This is a genomic window from Bradyrhizobium sp. UFLA05-109, assembly GCF_054185165.1.
The window spans coordinates 193229-208412 of the sequence record NZ_JBBIAR010000004.1; the positions used below are offsets into that span (position 1 = coordinate 193229).

Below are 15184 nucleotides of genomic sequence, written 5' to 3' on the forward strand. Positions count from 1 at the left end.
ATCGACGGTAAAATCCGTGAGGTTGCGAGGACGGTCGCAGAAGGGTGGCGGGCCGGCTACAGCCACCCGCTGGGTCGAAGTTTACATCTGTCGTCTCACACTTTCGAGAAATCGTTGTTTCTCGCCAGGCGCGTAACCTTGGGAAGCTCCATAATACGGTTCATTGTATTGATTGTACGGTGCAGTCCGGTATTGGACCGTTGGCTCAGGTGACGCGTACGATGTGGTCGCAGCGTGCGCGGGCGATCGTGATCCGACTTGGCGAGAATAACGCTTCCCTCTCAGAGGCGCCGTCGCACCAGCGTAATACGGGTTGAGGATGCACATCTGACCGTTGGCCGACGCCCTGCATTGGTCCATAGTCGTGTAGCTGCATCGATAGTAGGGGCTGGCTCCGAAAGAGACGACATACAAGCAAACGGGAAAAGCCGGATCATATCTTTGAGCCCGGGCGTGCCCTACCGTTAAAGCGATACCCATCGTCAAAAACGTCAAAGCCAATGTGCGCATTGGAACTTCCTCGAAGTCGGCACAATACCCCTGCACTCAGTCCGTTGGCAGTATTGATCCAAGTCAACGCTCACGGAATAGGTTGATGCGCGTGGACTGATGTCGAGGTCGATGCCGCGCCGATCGGTCGCTAAACTAGCGCAGCGTCTCGACCGTCGCGACGTGCTCGCGGATGAGCCTCGCGATGGAAGACAAGGCCTCGCGACGGAGGACCCAGCACGGGCTAAGGGGGCCTCCGGGGCGCGTGAAAAATGCGGGGTACGCGCGACCGACCCTTTTGAGAATGTCTGGCCCCCGAACATCTACGGAAGAGCGGCGCACCTTTGGAGCAAACCCTTACCTTGGTCGACCTCGTTCGCGCAGCATTCTCTTGATCTGCATCAAGCGCTTTCGGGATGCCTCATGAAAGCGTTCGGCAGGGCGGGAAGTCAATCAAGGAGAACAGATCATGTCTGTCGGCTTCTTTGAGACTAAACCTCGCGCCTTCGATCCTGTGGCCGCCTCCGGGCTCACGAAAGAAGCCCTAGAAAGCGCGAACTTAGCCTTGAAGGCATTGGCCACTTGGCGAAACGAGATTGCCGACACGAACCAGAAAAATGGCGAGCGCGTCCTCGACCAGATGGCGGTCGCCGCGAAGACGCTTGGGTGGCCTACGCAGATCGTTGAAGCCGCCCGCACACAATTGAAAAGCGTCGCCGAAATCCAAGTTAAGACGATGGACCAAATGATGGACGTTTGGGAAGAGCAGCTCAAATTGCCGAACCCGATGACATCGTCACCATCGGCGATACTGTCAAAACTCACATCCTTGCCGGGTCTCACGGTAAGTCCAGCTACGGCAGCGAACCCAATCGAAGTGTGGATGAAGCTAGCGGAGCAGTGGCAACGAGCGTGGATTGCGCCCTTCGGCGCAACGGACAAGCGGCAGTAGGTAGGTGCGGGCAGGCAAGCGCACTACGTAGTAGCCCATTGTGGCCGGCGAGCCCTTGACCGCAATCCCTGGCGCCTTGCCGGTCCGCGCCGCCCGGCCATGCTCTGATGCTCTGCGCATGGGACGAAATAGGGGCCTACGATGAAGTATCAAATCTGGTTTATGAAGCCATCGTTTCTTCGCGATGTCGTTGGTAGCTTGCCCAATCCCAATAACCTCTCGGCTACTCATGTTCACTTGAAGGATATCGATGCCGATAGTCAGGAGAATGCTCTGACTCGCATGCGAGCGGAGAACTGGTCACCGAATGGTGAGGGTCTCGATTTGCTTCAAAGCAAAGGACTACAGCACACAACCATGACAATCGGTGACGTACTCGTGGATGAAAGCGATGCCGTCTATCTCGTCACCGGCATTGGCTTCAGCTTGCTGCCGAAACATGAGGAGCCGCGTCGATAATTATCTCCATGGATTAGCTTGACTGCGCGTCCTATCAAAACCGGCCAGCAGCTCAGGTCTTGATACCAGCCCACCTTCTTTAGCCAGTGACGATGCGAGTCCATCCGCCGACATGGGGCAGAGTTGTTGTCGCTTGCGAGGACTGAACCAAGATCAAGTCGATCAAGACAAACCTTCATCGAGATTGCATTGAGGTTCGCTCCTCTCGTCTCTCGATGCATCCCGCTGGACATTTTACATCACTATGGAGGCAACCCCATTGAAGGAGTAAGCCATGAACAAGCTCTATGCTCTCGCCTCGGTTGGGTTCTGCGTAGCTGCGGCAGCCCTGATTACGTCGGCATCGGCTCTTCCGACGGAGGAAGTACCGAAGACCGAACCAGAGTATATCGTCAAGGCGAAGACCGCGGCCCCGCCGTCGGTCGTGAATAACGCGACGATCACAATGCCGCAGCCTGATGGGTCTTCCAAGACCGTCCAAACCGGATCGAACGGTTTCACATGCTTTATCGACAAGTACGGAACGCCCGAATGCGATGACCAGAACGCCATGGAATGGCGCAAAGCCTTGCAAGCCAATCAGGCTCCGCCGAATAAGATCGGCCTAATTTTCATGCTTGCCGGTGACACTGGCACGAGCAATCACGATTTCACCGAACGGCACACGCACCAGCATTGGGTCCAGACCGGGCCGCACGTGATGATCGTCGGCGGCGCAGCACACGAGATGCTCAGCCCTTATCCACACGATCTGGATGTCAAAGACGCGACGCAGCCCTTCGTCATGTTCCCCGGCAAGCCCAACGAACACCTCATGATCCCGGTGCACTCGCAAGAACTGACCACGGGCAGCGCGCGGTGACGTGAGTGAACGCCGCCGTGCCTTGAGACCTGCGGCACGGCGGCGAGCGTCGGCTCCGAGGCTTCAATGATGCCAGAGTCTTGCACGTCGCCATGTTGGCGCTGCGAGCGCGTTCTCCTCCGTGTGGGCCAGCTGCCGCTCGATCGCGTCCGGATTCAGCGGCCCATCTCGTTGCGCAGCGTCGAGGCGGTGCCCGGAAACCCGACACGCTCACCTCCTCATCGGAATTGCCGGGCTGGCGCTGCGCCGCGTTGAGTGTGTTGTTGCTCATGCGGCGGCGCGGATGCGGGTGTCGTTCAGCATTGCGTTTCCCGTGCTGGCATCGCCGAACAAAAGCGGACTCGGTGCCAGCAAGACTACCAGCCGTGCTACACCTGCCAACGCACGGGGCGAACGCGCGCGCTCCCCGGTGGATTTAAGTCTTTAAAATGACTGTCGGAAAAGACGTCGGCGAACGTGGCGAACAGACGCGAACACCGGCAATGGTGCGCCATTCGGAACAAAACTGCGAACTCATATATGATTGAAATACCTATATAATTTCTGCAAGCGCTTGCGCCGCAACGCGCCTGGACGGCGGTTCTCCTTATCGTCCAAGCAGCAGCACTATTGAGACTATTAACCCCGTGACGCCGATGGCGGGTACAGCGATCCAGAAGGCCTCATTCCGCTTATCGGGAAAGCGACAGGCGAGCTGCCAATTCGATAGCACCACGCCCAGATATCGGGAAATTGACTTACGCTGCCGACGCAGCCGCGCCCAAAGCGTCAGCGCAAACAAAGCCCGCGCTTGCGAAGTGCGGGCTCCGGTCATGGGAGTCCATGACCGGTTCGGGAGGAGCGTCCCATGCCGCCCCCCGGAGCGCACGCGGCGAGGCCGCGGCGCAATTCGCACAGACGGCTGATAGCAACCGATCCCATCGGGCAAGGCACCATCTTTTATTTCGGGAGTACAGACTACGTTAGCACCGTCTCGCGCTTCGTAGCGGCGGCAAAGATATTCGCTACCTTTCCGGCAATCGCTGCCCCCAAATCGGCGTTGTTCTTGGCCGTGAAATGAATTCCATCAACTCCATCGGTCGAAATCACGCTTCCCGCGTCGAAGAAATCGACCTTAAGGAAAGCAGCGAGCGATCTGTACTGGCTGGCGAGTTCGATGGTCTTCTCGCGCCCGCCCTCAAACATTCCCTGAAACCACGGGTCCGGCAAATCGGCGAGTGGCGGCGGCGAAACGATGAGCACTTTGGGCGCGGGATACACTGTTCCTACTCCGCCGCCGGAAGTGAGCACTTGTCCCGCCAACTTGGACATACCGACCGCGATCTCGTAAGGCGTACGGCGGAAATAGCTCTTCGTATCGTTGGTCCCGAGCATCATGATGACGAGATCCAGCGGAAGATGACTTGCAAGGGCGGATGGAAGGTAGGCGGACCCGTTCAGCCGTGGATCCGCTGGATCATCGAGCGACGTCGTGCGTGCACTCAACCCCTCCTCGATGACCTCGTAGTCGGGCCCGAGCTTTGCTGCCATGGCTCCTGTCCACCGCTCCGCATAGGGAAACCGCGTCGTCGGCGAGCCCTCCGGGACGGCAACCCAGCCCCAGGTGAGTGAATCTCCAAAGCACAGGATACGTTTCGTCATCGGTCCCTCACGAGTTTGATTTAGAGCGAACGCCGTAGAAGATCGCGGCGAGGAGAATGATCAGCCCTTGGGCGATGAGCTTGCCTGGCTCCTGCACCCCCATCGTCGTCATGACTACGAACAGAAGGGCGAAGCAGAGGACGCCGACAAATGGACCCCAGACTTGGGCGGGTCGGCCGAAGACCACGCCGCCTAGAATAGTTGCCGCGATCGAATTCATGACGAGTTCAGGTCCGAACCGCACGCTTCCGACCGCTATCGAGGATGTTTGGACCAGTGCAGCCACGGCAGACATGAGTCCCGAGATCGTGTGCGCAAGCACGACGGTGCGTTCGACCGGCACGCCCGAAAAATGTGCGGAGATTGGATTGCTGCCGATCGACCACACGAATCTGCCGAACACGGTTCTTCCGAGAAAGCCGCTCATCACGCCGGCAAGCACGAACCAAAAGATGACTGGGGCGGGGAGTGTCCCGAACCGCAAATTATAGAGTTGGCGGAACTGGTCCGGGACATCTCCCGGCGGCTTCCCATTCGCGAGATATTCAACCAACCCGATCAGAACGATATTCACCGCAAGCGTCACGATGACGGCGGATGCTCGGCGCTTGCCGACAAGAAGCCCGTTCAAAAGACCGACCGAAAGCCCGACACTTAGGCACAGAAGAACAACGAAAAGAATCGGCCATTCGTAAAGGAGGCCAGAAGAAATCAGGTAGTTGACGAACAGAATAACTCCACCAGCGGACAGGTCGATGGAGCGCGAGGAGATTACGAGCAGTTGACCTAGAACGACGATACCGAGCGGCACGACCTGTCGCGCGAATGTACCCAGGATCGCGACGTTCATCAGGTTGGGCCGCATCATCCACAAGGTGACAAGGAGCACCAGGAGAACGATGTAGGAAGGCGGTATTCGCAACGCGGCGCGAGACAGGTCGTCAAGTCGCTTCATGACTTACAGTCCAATCGTCTTGCGCGGCTGAAGCGATATGACTGCGAGTAGTATCAGCCCCTTCACGATGGTCTGGATGAAGGCCGAGACATTGAGAAGATTCATGCCATTTGCGATAACTGCGAGAAGCGCGCAGCCGATGACAGTGCCGTGGAGGCTGCCAACTCCTCCGGCGAGTTGGGTGCCGCCAAGCGCAACGGCGGTGATCGAATCAACCGCATATTGCGTCCCGATGTTTGGGTCACCCGAGACGATGCGGCCCGCCAAGAAGATGCCGGCCGCAGCAGCGAAACAGGAACTCAGGACGTAGGCTGCGAGGACGTTGCGCTGCTCGGCGATGCCAAAGGTAGCCGCTGTTTCACCTCCGCCGATCGCAAAGAGGTGCAAGCCGAAGCGGGAGCCGTGCACGACCTTCCAAGCCACCAATATTGCGGCGATGACCCATATGACAGGCATGTAGATGCCAAATAGCCTGCCGCTCACGAGAAAGAGGATCTCCGATGGGACGGAGCCACCAGCAGAGGGCCGGACAAACATCGTTATGCCCTGCACGATGCCCATCATGGACAACGTTGCGATGATCGGATGCACTCTAAAACTGGTTACCGTAATCCCGTTTAGGAGCCCAATCACGACGGCCGCGAGCATGACCCCCGGCACCGAAACATAGACGGGAGCGTTGAGCGACAAGATTCCGGTCGTGAGGCTGACGACGGAGCCGACCGACAGATCAAGACCTCTCACAAGGATCACGATCATCTGCCCGATGCTCACGAGGATGAGCGGCGCCGCCTGAGCAACTAGATTGAGAATGTTTTGCGAACTCACGAACTCATTGGTCGAAAATGCCAAGGCCAAGGAACAGGCCAGGGCGACGAGCAACGGAACCGTCCACAACCCGTGCCGTGAGTTTGCTCCAACAAATAAGCGACCAAGCTGGCTCATCTCGGTTGTTTTCACCTCAACTATGTAGGGCCGCTTCGAGAATGGCGTGCTCGGTAGCCGATTCGGCGAGCATCTCGGTAACGACATGCTTGTCGTGGATGACATACAGCCGGTCGCAAAGACCGATCAGCTCCAGAGTTTCTCTCGAAAGGACGACGACCGAACCGCCGGCGTTCGCGTAGTCGCGAAGGAGCTTGTAGATCTCTGCCTTTGCGCCTACGTCGACGCCTCGTGTGGGCTCTTCAATGATCAGTATGTCGGCCCCCAATGCGAGATATCGTCCAAGAAGAACCTTTTGCTGATTTCCGCCCGACAGAGCGTTCACCGGCAGCGACGGTCTAGAGGCCTTTATCGAGAGGCTTTTCATGGAGTTCGCGATCACCTCGCGATGAGCCGATGCCGGTTTAAGTTCGAAATGCCGGCTGTGCAGTCCAATGGTGAGATTGTGGGCGAGAGAAAGGTCAAGAAACAAGCCCTCGAGCTTCCTGTCCTCGGGAACAAAGCCGAGGCCTAGCGCCTGCATTTCGCGAATGCCGAGCTCTCCTGAGAGCGGGAAGGCGAACTCCCGTCCTCTAACGGCAACCTTGCCGCCGTGGGGCGTGTATTGTCCGACGAGCGACCTGACAAGCTCCCGCTGCCCCTGGCCCTCGAGGCCTGCAAGCGCCACGATCTCGCCGCGCCGGAGCATGATCGATGACGGCGTAGCGTCCGGAGTCAGCCGAAGACCCTCAATCGAGAGAACGACTTCGCCCTCCGTTCGGTTCGACCTGGGCGGAAACAACTCGCTCAGCTCCCGGCCGACCATCATGGCGATCAACTGCTTGGGGCGGATCGCTGAAACCGGCACGGTGTCTACGTTGCGACCATCCTTCAACACGGTGATGGTGTCGCAAATCTTGAAAATTTCTTCCATGCGGTGAGAGATGTAGACGACCGCCTTCTGCTGCCTCTTGAGGGCCAGAATCTGAGCGTTGAGAACATCGACATCAGCGGCATTGAGCGCAGCCGTTGGTTCATCGAGAATAACGACGTCGGCGCGTGCCGAGATGCCGCGGGCGATTTCTACAAATTGCCTCTCCGCGATGGAAAGATTTCCGACGAGGGTTGCCGGATCGAGCTTCAGGCCAAGCTCGGATAAAATCTCCTTCGCTTTCCTTTCCATCCAAGCCGTGTCGGTTACGCCGAACTTTGTAACCGGCTCTTTGCCGAGATACATGTTCTCGGCGATTGACAGATTAGGAAGCAGGGAGTGTTCCTGGAACACCGTCGATACTCCGGCATCGAGCGCCTCACGAGGTGAGGCGAAGCGGACGATTTGTCCGTTCTTTCGAATCATGCCGCCGTCAGGCTGAATGACGCCTGCCAAGATCTTCATGAGGGTCGATTTGCCGGCCCCGTTCTCGCCCATGAGCGCATGGACTGATCCGGGAAGCAGCTGAAAATCGACGTTTTCGAGCGCGGCAATGCCCCCGAAAGTCTTCGAGATTGATGTCATCTGGACAAGCGGCTGTACGGTCATCGCTTCGATGCAAAGCCTGGATAGGGGGACGGTAGTGCCGGCGCTTAAAAAGAGCGCCGGCACCAGCAAAGATCAGTGCTTGCCGTAGTACTTCTGGAGATCCTGCTCGGTCAGGCTGGTCGGAAACCAGGCATTCGCGCTGAGGTCCTTGCGATAGTACTTCTTGGCCTTTTCGAGATCCCACCCGTCGGGCTCGTAGACGTAACGCTTATGGAGCTGCTTGCCTTCGAGAAGGGCAACCGCCGCGCGCACGCCCGCAGCCCCCTGCTCGGGACCGTATTCGGGCGAGATCGAGGGGAAGCCGAGCTCGATCCAGCGGGCGAAGAAGCCGTTGTTGCCTTCGCCGGTGATCGGCGGAATTTTCGCGCCATATTGCTGGAAGACATCGACGCAGGCGCGGGTCATGTCGGCACCTGACGACCAGATGCCGTCGACCTTCGGATTATTGAGATAGAGAGTTTCGCAGACCTGCTTGCCGACGTCGTATTGCCACTTGCCGGCATCTTCCGCGACGATCTTGATGTCGGTGCCCTTGATCGCTTCCAGCAGGCCCTTGTAGCGATTGATGTCCTCAGGATGCGCCGGAAGGCCGCGCAGCACCCAGATGTTTCCCTTGCCATGGAGCTGCTTGACGAGGAAATCGCCCATCACCTTGCCGAAATGAACGCCGCCGCCCTGGATATCGACAGTGTATTTGTCGGTCTCTGTCAGACCCGTATGGACGATGACGGGAATGCCGGCGGCGACGGCTTTTTCAATGCCGGCGTCAGCGGAAGTCGGCGTCAGCGGTGTCACGATGATCGCATCGACCTTCTGCGCGATAAGATCTTCGATATCGGCGACCTGCTTGGCCTGACTAATATTGGCATCCAGCAGGATGAATTGACCGACTCTCTTGTCGAGCCTCGCAGCCGCTTCCGCATCATGCGCCATCTGGACGGTCCAAGTGTTGGCGTTCACGCCAAAATGGCTCATCCCGATCTTCCATGGACCGTTCTTCTTGAACTGATCCGGAGGCGTCATGCGCTCATCGCCGGGGCGCGGCGTGACGCCCTGCATCAGGTTGACCTCCTGCGCGCGAGCTTCCGTCCAGGCAGCCAACGTCGCGGCGACCAGCCCAATTCCGAGTAGTTTCAATCCTTGGTGCATGAATCCTCCTTCACCGCACTCGATGCCCAATTTACTTCGAGAGAGCAGAGCGCAGGTCAGCGTCCGTCCGCCGCGGCACGGCGGACGTTGTCTGGACCATTCAGGTTGATGGATCGGCCCCTCTCGGCGAAGAGCCTACTTCTTGGCGTTCTGCTCCCAGTGCTGACGGATTTTTTCAGTCCGCCGCGACGTTACCAATGCACAGCTTGACTGGAGCTGTCAATAGTTATTCAGATTGAATGAATAATCGACCTGTTGCAGTCTTCGAGTGGCAGAGACAATGATGGGTACCAAAAAGCACGGGGATTCAGGACGATGCTTGTGCGTTCGGTTCTATGTTTCGGCGATTCCAATACTCACGGTCAGATACCTGGTCGCGGACCGCTCGAGCGCCACGATCGACACACCCGGTGGCCGGGTGTGCTTCAGGCTGAGCTTGGGCCGAAGTGGTACGTCATCGAAGAAGGTCTCAGCGGAAGGACAACCGTTCGCGACGATCCAATCGAAGGTGCCCACAAGAACGGCAGGACATATCTGCGTCCTTGCGTCCAAAGCCACACGGTCCTGGATCTCGTGATCATCATGCTGGGGACCAATGACCTCAAGGCTCGATTCAACATGCCGGCTTCCGAGGTCGCCATGGGACTGGGGTGCCTGATCTACGACATACGAGAGCTGGCGCCAGGCCCTGGCGGAACTGTACCGGAAATCATGATCGTGGCCCCTCCTCCGATTTTGGACGACATCAAGGAATGGAAATCGATCTTTGCCAGCGCACCAGAGAAGTCACGGCAACTCGCCCTGGAATTCGAAATCATGGCGGATTCCCTTGGCGTGCACTTCTTTAACGCCGGAGCGGTTTGCCAATGCGACGAAGCAGACGGATTTCATTTGAACGCCGATGCACATCGGGCACTGGGTATCGCGCTGGCACAAGAGATCGAAGCGATCGGATGGTCCGTTGCTGAGCATCAGCGTTGAGCGAACCTCTGCTTGAGGTCTTCCGAGAGGAGCAGTTCCTTGCCTGACATGCGATTTGCGCCACCGAACCCGCTGCGGATCGCAGACCGGGCGAGCGGCCTGAATGCGCCAAGCGTGAGAAGCTACAATGAACGGCTTGTGCTCTCGTTGCTCTTGCAGAGCGCCGGAATTTCGCGCCTCGAAATCGGCGAAAAAACCGGCCTTTCCGCGCAAACAGTATCTGTCATCGTGCGTTCATTGGAGCAGGAAGGTCTGGTCTCGAAGGGTGAGGCGCAGCGAGGTCGGGTCGGGCCGCCGGCAATTCCCCTGTCGCTCAATCCCAAAGGAGCCTTCTCGATCGGCGTAAGCTTCGGCGCAAGCGCGGCCGATATCGCCGTCATCGACTTTGTCGGCGAGGTGCAGCACCACGCCGCGCATCCATACTCCACGTTGCATGGATCCGGCGCACTCGTCGCGAAAATCCAGGAAACTCTAGCGGCGCTTCCACCCTCGAGCCGAACCCGGATTGCTGGTATCGGACTGGCGGCCCCCAACGAGACAGGCTCGCATCGTGTGAGAGATCTTTTAGGCAGCGATCTAATCGATCTCCAGGCCAGCATTGAGAGCGCGCTCAATCTGTCCGTTTACATCCAGGATGACATAACAGCGGCTGCAGGCGGGGAAAGCCTGTTCGGAGTGGCGCGCTCTTTGCCCGATTTCCTCTTCTTCTATCTGGGCTCGCACCTGCACAGTCGTCTCGTTCTGAACTATCAAATCCACAGCGGCAGGTTCGGCATGAGTCATGACGTCGGGCTGCTGCGCTTGCGAGAGGAATTCAAGCGGCTTGGGCTAGTGCTGGAAGACGTCGGATCAGAAACCCTGCCGAGGGCTGCCGCCGAATACTACGCCGAATGGCGTCGCATGTGCTGCCGCCAGCTCGTCGGATCAATTCGTTCCCTCCTGAGCTTTGTCAGTTTCAAGTCCGCGGTCATATCGAGCTACGCACCACCGAAACTAGGACAGACCCTATGCTCCGAGCTTCATGAGGAAGTACCTGAGGTGCAGTTCCTCTATGGCGCCAACTCCATCGCGCCCAAGGCGGTGGGCGCAGCCAACCTGCCGTATCACTCGCGGTTTATGGTGCAGTAGACAGGCCGGCACCGAAACCCGAATTACTGCACCCATCAAATGCGCGAAGGGGCGCATCACCCGTACTTGCGGAAACGCGGAACGAACGTTTCAGAACGGCAAGCCGTCGCGGTAGAAAGCGACGGCGACGGAAAATGCGATGTCTTGTTGGCAATTCTCTTCGGCGATCTGAAGCGCAAACCCGAGGTTATCCGCGGCATTCCGTGTGTCGAACGGCTGCACCGAACCTGTAGATCGTGCTCCAGCGTGGAAAAGTCATGGTGCCCAGGGGCGGAATCGAACCACCGACACTGCGATTTTCAGTCGCATGCTCTACCAACTGAGCTACCTGGGCGTGCTCCAAGAGAGGGGCCAAGGCCCATCGAGCGGGCGGTTTATAGTGGGCCGGAAGCGGCCTGTCCACCCACGCTTCGCCTTTCGCTTCGCGGGGCGGGGCACGGCTGTGAACAAGATCGGCGTGGGCGCGCGGCGGGGCTCTCGCGACCATTTAACATATTGATAATACGACATTATTCTACGTCATCCACGTCGTCGTCGCGGCCGGGGATGACATAGGAGCCCTTGAGCCAGCGGTTGAGGTCGACGTCGCGGCAGCGCGAGGAGCAGAACGGGCGGGTGGCCTGGGACTGCGGCTTGCCGCAAATCGGGCAGGTCTTGAGCGGGGGAAGCGGCTTTTTGACTTGGTCGTCCATCAGGTGAGCCTACACGAAGTCGGGAGATAAGGGGGCTGTGGGGCAAGAGTTCCCGAAGGTGGCGGCGGGACTCGCGACTCCCCTCCCCAATCCCGCAAGGGGGAGGGAGCGCATCGCCGGCGGGGCGGCACTCAAATTCGATGTGAAAGGGTCCCGGCCCGGCCGGCCGTTCTACTTTGCATGGGGTTGTTTTCGAGATTTTTGTTTAAGCCAACCCGGAGCTCAAACGCCGACGGCGTTGAGCCAGCCGAAGCGGATCGGAAAACCTTCGCCGCCGAGCAGCGTGGTGGTCTCGTAGAGCGGCAGGCCGACGACGTTGCTGTAGGAGCCAACCATCTTGACCACGAAGGAGCCGGCGATGCCCTGCACGGCATAGCCGCCGGCTTTGCCGCGCCATTCGCCGGAGCCGATATAGGCCTGGATGTCGTCCTCGGAGAGGCGCTTGAAGCGGACGCGGGTCTCGACCAGGCGCTGGCGGAAGGCCTCGCGCGGGGTGACCAGCGTGATCGCGGTGTAGACGCGATGGTTGCGGCCCGACAGCAGCCGCAGGCACTGCGCGGCCTCGTCCACCAGGTTGGCCTTGGGCAGGATGCGGCGGCCGACCGCGACCACGGTGTCGGCCGAGAGGATGAAGGCGCCGCGCAGCTCGTCGTCGAGCTGCACTGATTTGAGCGCCGCATCGGCTTTTGCCCGGGCGAGGCGATTGGCGCAGGCGCGCGGCAGCTCGCCCCGCTTCGGCGTCTCGTCGACATCGGCCGGCCGCAAGGCATCGGGCTCGATGCCAGCCTGATTGAGCAGCGACAGGCGCCGTGGCGAACCGGAGGCAAGAACGAATTTGGGACGGCCGAGCATCAGGTGATTTGGGGGACGGAAGCAGGGGGTGAATTGCGCGCGGAACCTATCGGAAGGGGGCCGGTTTCACAACCCGGGAACCCGGACTTAAGCGATTCGAGGTAACTACAGATGCGTGTGCCTGCGGTCTGTGACGCCGGTGTTACGGCCCCTTCGCCTCGTCCTACCCGCTCGCGGCCCCGGCCTTCGCGAAGCGCCTGCGGATGCGCAGGAGGAGCTGATCGCAGACCTCGCGGTAGGCAGCCAGCTTCTGGTCGCGACTGCCTTCGGTGCCGGTCGGATCGTGCGTCGGCCAGTACTCGACGTCGGCGGCGAGCGTGCGCGTCAGCTCCAGCGCCTTGTGATGGGCCTCCGGCGACAGCGTGATGATGAGGTCGAAGTTCAGCCCCTCCCAGTCCTCCAGCTCCTCGAAGGTCTGCGGCTTGTGGGTGGAGATGTCCTGCCCGAGCTCGCCCATCACGGCGACCGCGAAGGGATCGAGCTCGCCCTTCCTGGCGCCGGCGGATTTGACGTAGAGCCCGTGCGGAAACATGTGGTGCAGCAGGCTCTCGGCCATCGGCGAGCGCACGCTGTTGAGCGCGCAGGCGAACAACACTGACTGCGGATCGCGTGCGCGGGGCGGCGCCGCCATCGCGCTTAGCCTTTCCAGTGCAGGACAGTGATGAGCGTGAACAGCCGGCGCGAGGTCTCGAAATCGACCCGCACCTTGCCCTTCAGTCGCTCCTGGAGCGTGCGCGATCCCTCGTCATGGATGCCGCGGCGGCCCATGTCGATGGCCTCGATCTTGTCCGGCGTCGCAGTCCGGATCGCCTGATAGTAGCTGTCGCAGATCATGAAATAGTCCTTCACGATCCGCCGGAACGGCGTCAGCGACAAGAGATGCGCGACCACGGGCGTGCCGTCCTCGCGGCGGATGTCGAACATCAAGCGGTTGCCGCTGATGCCAATATGCAGCGTGAACGGCCCCTGCCCGTCGGCGCCTTCCGGCGCGAACAGGTTCTGCTCGATCAGGTCGTAGATCGCGATCGCGCGCTCATGCTCGATGTCCGGCCCGGAGCGGCCGATCGATTCCTCGTCGAGCGTGACGCCGACGATGCGATTTTGCGTGTCGTCCTGTGCGGGCTTGTTCATGACAGATTGAGGCGCAATCCGACCGAGCGCGCATGGGCGTCGAGCCCTTCCGCCTTGCCGAGCGTCATCGCGGCGGGCCCGAGCGCACGGAGCTGGTCGGGGCCGCATTTCAGGATCGAGGTGCGCTTCATGAAGTCGTGCACCGAGAGCCCCGAGGAGAAGCGCGCCGAACGCGCGGTCGGCAGCACGTGGTTGGATCCGCCGACATAGTCGCCGATCGCTTCGGGCGTGTGCGCGCCGAGGAAGACCGCGCCGGCATTGCGGATCTTTGCGGCGAGCCCATCGGCGTCCGTCGTCATGATCTCAAGATGCTCGGCGGCGATGGCATCGGCGAGCGGGATGGCGTCAGCGAGGTTCTTCACCATGATGACGGCGCCGAAATCGGCCCACGACGCGCCGGCGATCGCAGCGCGCGGCAGCGTCTTCAACTGCGCTTCGACGGCATTTTCGACATCGGCGGCGAGCCGCGCGGAATCGGTGATCAGGATCGACTGCGCGCTCGCATCATGCTCGGCCTGGGCCAACAGGTCGGCGGCGATCCAGTCGGCATTGCCGGTGTCGTCGGCGATGACCAGCACCTCCGACGGACCGGCGATCATGTCGATGCCAACCTTGCCGAACACGAGCCGCTTGGCCGCGGCGACATAGGCGTTGCCGGGGCCGACGATCTTTGCGACCGGCGCAATCGTCGCGGTGCCATGGGCGAGCGCGGCAACGGCCTGCGCGCCGCCGACGCGGTAGATCTCGCTGACGCCGCCGAGATGGGCGGCCGCCAGCACCAGCGGGTTGAGCTTGCCGTCGGGCGCCGGCACCACCATCACGAGCCGCGCAACGCCGGCGACCTTCGCTGGCACCGCATTCATCAGCACCGAGGACGGATAGGCCGCGGTACCGCCGGGCACGTAGAGGCCGGCCGATTCGATCGCGGTGTAGCGCCAGCCGAGCTCAACGCCGAGCGGATCGGTGAAGCGCTCATCCTTCGGCAGCTGACGCGCGTGGTAGGTCTCGATGCGGTCGCGGGCCAGCTTGAGCGCATCCAGCGTTGCGACGTCGCAGACCTTCACGGCGGCATCGATCTCGGCGGTCCGGACTTGCAAGGAGGCGGCATCGAGCTCAAGCCGGTCGAACTTGCGCGTCGCCTCGATCAGCGCGGCATCGCCCCGCTTGGCCACATCATCGACGATTGAGCGCGCGGCGGCCTCGACGTCGGCCGAGACCTCACGCTTGGCGGCGAGGAAGGCCGCAAATCGCTGGTCGAAATCGGCGCTGCTGCGGTCGAGGCGAATGGGCATGTTGCGACGGTCTTTTGGCTGATCTTTGGGGTGGATCGGGCTCACCAGGTCCCCTGCTCAATGGCGCGGCGGGGAAGCGGCGTCAACCCTTGGGAGATGTCGTCCCGTCGAAGTCGTCTTACCCCCTAATCCTCCTG

At 60.2% G+C, this 15184-nt stretch carries 16 protein-coding genes and 1 tRNA gene; 5 read left to right on the forward strand and 12 right to left on the reverse strand.

Going from position 1 to position 15184, the window contains the following annotated elements:
- Window positions 1-81 precede the first annotated feature (81 nt).
- The gene (locus Q3C01_RS04335; protein WP_458144086.1) at window positions 82-510 is read right to left on the reverse strand and encodes a DUF3551 domain-containing protein; all 429 of its coding nucleotides are present in this window, start codon (window positions 508-510) and stop codon (window positions 82-84) included.
- 448 nt (window positions 511-958) lie between these two features.
- On the opposite strand from Q3C01_RS04335, the gene Q3C01_RS04340 reads away from it, so the two are divergent.
- The 3 genes from Q3C01_RS04340 to Q3C01_RS04350 all read left to right on the forward strand — a co-directional run bounded on the left by Q3C01_RS04340 (window position 959) and on the right by Q3C01_RS04350 (window position 2762).
- Complete coding sequence (locus Q3C01_RS04340; protein WP_458144087.1) at window positions 959-1441, forward strand: hypothetical protein; 483 nt, start codon at window positions 959-961, stop codon at window positions 1439-1441.
- Between the two features lie 141 nt (window positions 1442-1582).
- A complete protein-coding gene (locus Q3C01_RS04345) occupies window positions 1583-1900 on the forward strand; it encodes a hypothetical protein (RefSeq protein WP_458144088.1) in 318 nt (105 codons plus the stop codon).
- Window positions 1901-2174: 274 nt separating this feature from the next.
- Entirely contained in the window at window positions 2175-2762 is a 588-nt protein-coding gene (locus Q3C01_RS04350) for a hypothetical protein (protein WP_458144089.1), read from the forward strand.
- A 957-nt stretch (window positions 2763-3719) separates the two neighbouring features.
- On the opposite strand, the gene Q3C01_RS04355 is transcribed toward Q3C01_RS04350, so the two are convergent.
- From Q3C01_RS04355 to Q3C01_RS04375, 5 genes are all read right to left on the reverse strand, one after another.
- Window positions 3720-4403: an SGNH/GDSL hydrolase family protein gene (locus tag Q3C01_RS04355; RefSeq protein ID WP_458144090.1), complete on the reverse strand. Its 684-nt coding sequence runs from the start codon at window positions 4401-4403 to the stop codon at window positions 3720-3722.
- Window positions 4404-4410: 7 nt separating this feature from the next.
- The gene (locus Q3C01_RS04360; RefSeq protein WP_458144091.1) at window positions 4411-5358 is read right to left on the reverse strand and encodes an ABC transporter permease; all 948 of its coding nucleotides are present in this window, start codon (window positions 5356-5358) and stop codon (window positions 4411-4413) included.
- 3 nt (window positions 5359-5361) lie between these two features.
- Window positions 5362-6303, reverse strand: coding sequence for an ABC transporter permease (locus Q3C01_RS04365; RefSeq protein WP_458144092.1), 942 nt, complete (start codon window positions 6301-6303; stop codon window positions 5362-5364).
- 16 nt (window positions 6304-6319) lie between these two features.
- Complete coding sequence (locus Q3C01_RS04370; protein WP_458144093.1) at window positions 6320-7822, reverse strand: sugar ABC transporter ATP-binding protein; 1503 nt, start codon at window positions 7820-7822, stop codon at window positions 6320-6322.
- Between the two features lie 72 nt (window positions 7823-7894).
- The gene (locus Q3C01_RS04375; RefSeq protein WP_458144094.1) at window positions 7895-8971 is read right to left on the reverse strand and encodes an ABC transporter substrate-binding protein; all 1077 of its coding nucleotides are present in this window, start codon (window positions 8969-8971) and stop codon (window positions 7895-7897) included.
- A 315-nt stretch (window positions 8972-9286) separates the two neighbouring features.
- On the opposite strand from Q3C01_RS04375, the gene Q3C01_RS04380 reads away from it, so the two are divergent.
- Both Q3C01_RS04380 and Q3C01_RS04385 read left to right on the forward strand, forming a co-directional pair.
- Window positions 9287-9952, forward strand: coding sequence for an SGNH/GDSL hydrolase family protein (locus tag Q3C01_RS04380; RefSeq protein ID WP_458144095.1), 666 nt, complete (start codon window positions 9287-9289; stop codon window positions 9950-9952).
- 48 nt (window positions 9953-10000) lie between these two features.
- Window positions 10001-11080 carry an ROK family transcriptional regulator gene (locus Q3C01_RS04385; protein ID WP_458144109.1) on the forward strand — a complete coding sequence of 360 codons (1080 nt, stop codon included), beginning with the start codon at window positions 10001-10003 and terminating at the stop codon, window positions 11078-11080.
- Between the two features lie 258 nt (window positions 11081-11338).
- Here Q3C01_RS04385 and Q3C01_RS04390 read toward each other — a convergent pair.
- The 6 genes from Q3C01_RS04390 to hisD form a co-directional block, all read right to left on the reverse strand.
- Window positions 11339-11414: transfer RNA gene (locus Q3C01_RS04390), tRNA-Phe, on the reverse strand.
- Between the two features lie 175 nt (window positions 11415-11589).
- Complete coding sequence (gene yacG / locus Q3C01_RS04395; protein ID WP_458144096.1) at window positions 11590-11772, reverse strand: DNA gyrase inhibitor YacG; 183 nt, start codon at window positions 11770-11772, stop codon at window positions 11590-11592.
- A gap of 222 nt (window positions 11773-11994) precedes the next feature.
- Entirely contained in the window at window positions 11995-12624 is a 630-nt protein-coding gene (locus Q3C01_RS04400; RefSeq protein WP_027520709.1) for a Maf-like protein, read from the reverse strand.
- A gap of 163 nt (window positions 12625-12787) precedes the next feature.
- A complete protein-coding gene (locus Q3C01_RS04405) occupies window positions 12788-13255 on the reverse strand; it encodes an arsenate-mycothiol transferase ArsC (protein ID WP_458144097.1) in 468 nt (155 codons plus the stop codon).
- Window positions 13256-13260: 5 nt separating this feature from the next.
- Window positions 13261-13755, reverse strand: a complete 495-nt coding sequence (locus Q3C01_RS04410; RefSeq protein ID WP_458144098.1) for a UPF0262 family protein — start codon at window positions 13753-13755, stop codon at window positions 13261-13263.
- Complete coding sequence (gene hisD, locus Q3C01_RS04415; RefSeq protein ID WP_458144099.1) at window positions 13752-15047, reverse strand: histidinol dehydrogenase; 1296 nt, start codon at window positions 15045-15047, stop codon at window positions 13752-13754. Before hisD ends, Q3C01_RS04410 begins: the two co-directional genes overlap by 4 nt.
- Window positions 15048-15184: the final 137 nt, after the last annotated feature.

Coding starts and splice junctions, on each gene's coding strand:
- Q3C01_RS04335 (WP_458144086.1), bottom strand. CDS start 510: ATGCGCACATTGGCTTTGACGTTTTTGACGATGGGTATCGCTTTAACG.
- Q3C01_RS04340 (WP_458144087.1), top strand. CDS start 959: ATGTCTGTCGGCTTCTTTGAGACTAAACCTCGCGCCTTCGATCCTGTG.
- Q3C01_RS04345 (WP_458144088.1), top strand. CDS start 1,583: ATGAAGTATCAAATCTGGTTTATGAAGCCATCGTTTCTTCGCGATGTC.
- Q3C01_RS04350 (WP_458144089.1), top strand. CDS start 2,175: ATGAACAAGCTCTATGCTCTCGCCTCGGTTGGGTTCTGCGTAGCTGCG.
- Q3C01_RS04355 (WP_458144090.1), bottom strand. CDS start 4,403: ATGACGAAACGTATCCTGTGCTTTGGAGATTCACTCACCTGGGGCTGG.
- Q3C01_RS04360 (WP_458144091.1), bottom strand. CDS start 5,358: ATGAAGCGACTTGACGACCTGTCTCGCGCCGCGTTGCGAATACCGCCT.
- Q3C01_RS04365 (WP_458144092.1), bottom strand. CDS start 6,303: ATGAGCCAGCTTGGTCGCTTATTTGTTGGAGCAAACTCACGGCACGGG.
- Q3C01_RS04370 (WP_458144093.1), bottom strand. CDS start 7,822: ATGACCGTACAGCCGCTTGTCCAGATGACATCAATCTCGAAGACTTTC.
- Q3C01_RS04375 (WP_458144094.1), bottom strand. CDS start 8,971: ATGCACCAAGGATTGAAACTACTCGGAATTGGGCTGGTCGCCGCGACG.
- Q3C01_RS04380 (WP_458144095.1), top strand. CDS start 9,287: ATGCTTGTGCGTTCGGTTCTATGTTTCGGCGATTCCAATACTCACGGT.
- Q3C01_RS04385 (WP_458144109.1), top strand. CDS start 10,001: ATGCGATTTGCGCCACCGAACCCGCTGCGGATCGCAGACCGGGCGAGC.
- yacG (WP_458144096.1), bottom strand. CDS start 11,772: ATGGACGACCAAGTCAAAAAGCCGCTTCCCCCGCTCAAGACCTGCCCG.
- Q3C01_RS04400 (WP_027520709.1), bottom strand. CDS start 12,624: ATGCTCGGCCGTCCCAAATTCGTTCTTGCCTCCGGTTCGCCACGGCGC.
- Q3C01_RS04405 (WP_458144097.1), bottom strand. CDS start 13,255: ATGGCGGCGCCGCCCCGCGCACGCGATCCGCAGTCAGTGTTGTTCGCC.
- Q3C01_RS04410 (WP_458144098.1), bottom strand. CDS start 13,755: ATGAACAAGCCCGCACAGGACGACACGCAAAATCGCATCGTCGGCGTC.
- hisD (WP_458144099.1), bottom strand. CDS start 15,047: ATGCCCATTCGCCTCGACCGCAGCAGCGCCGATTTCGACCAGCGATTT.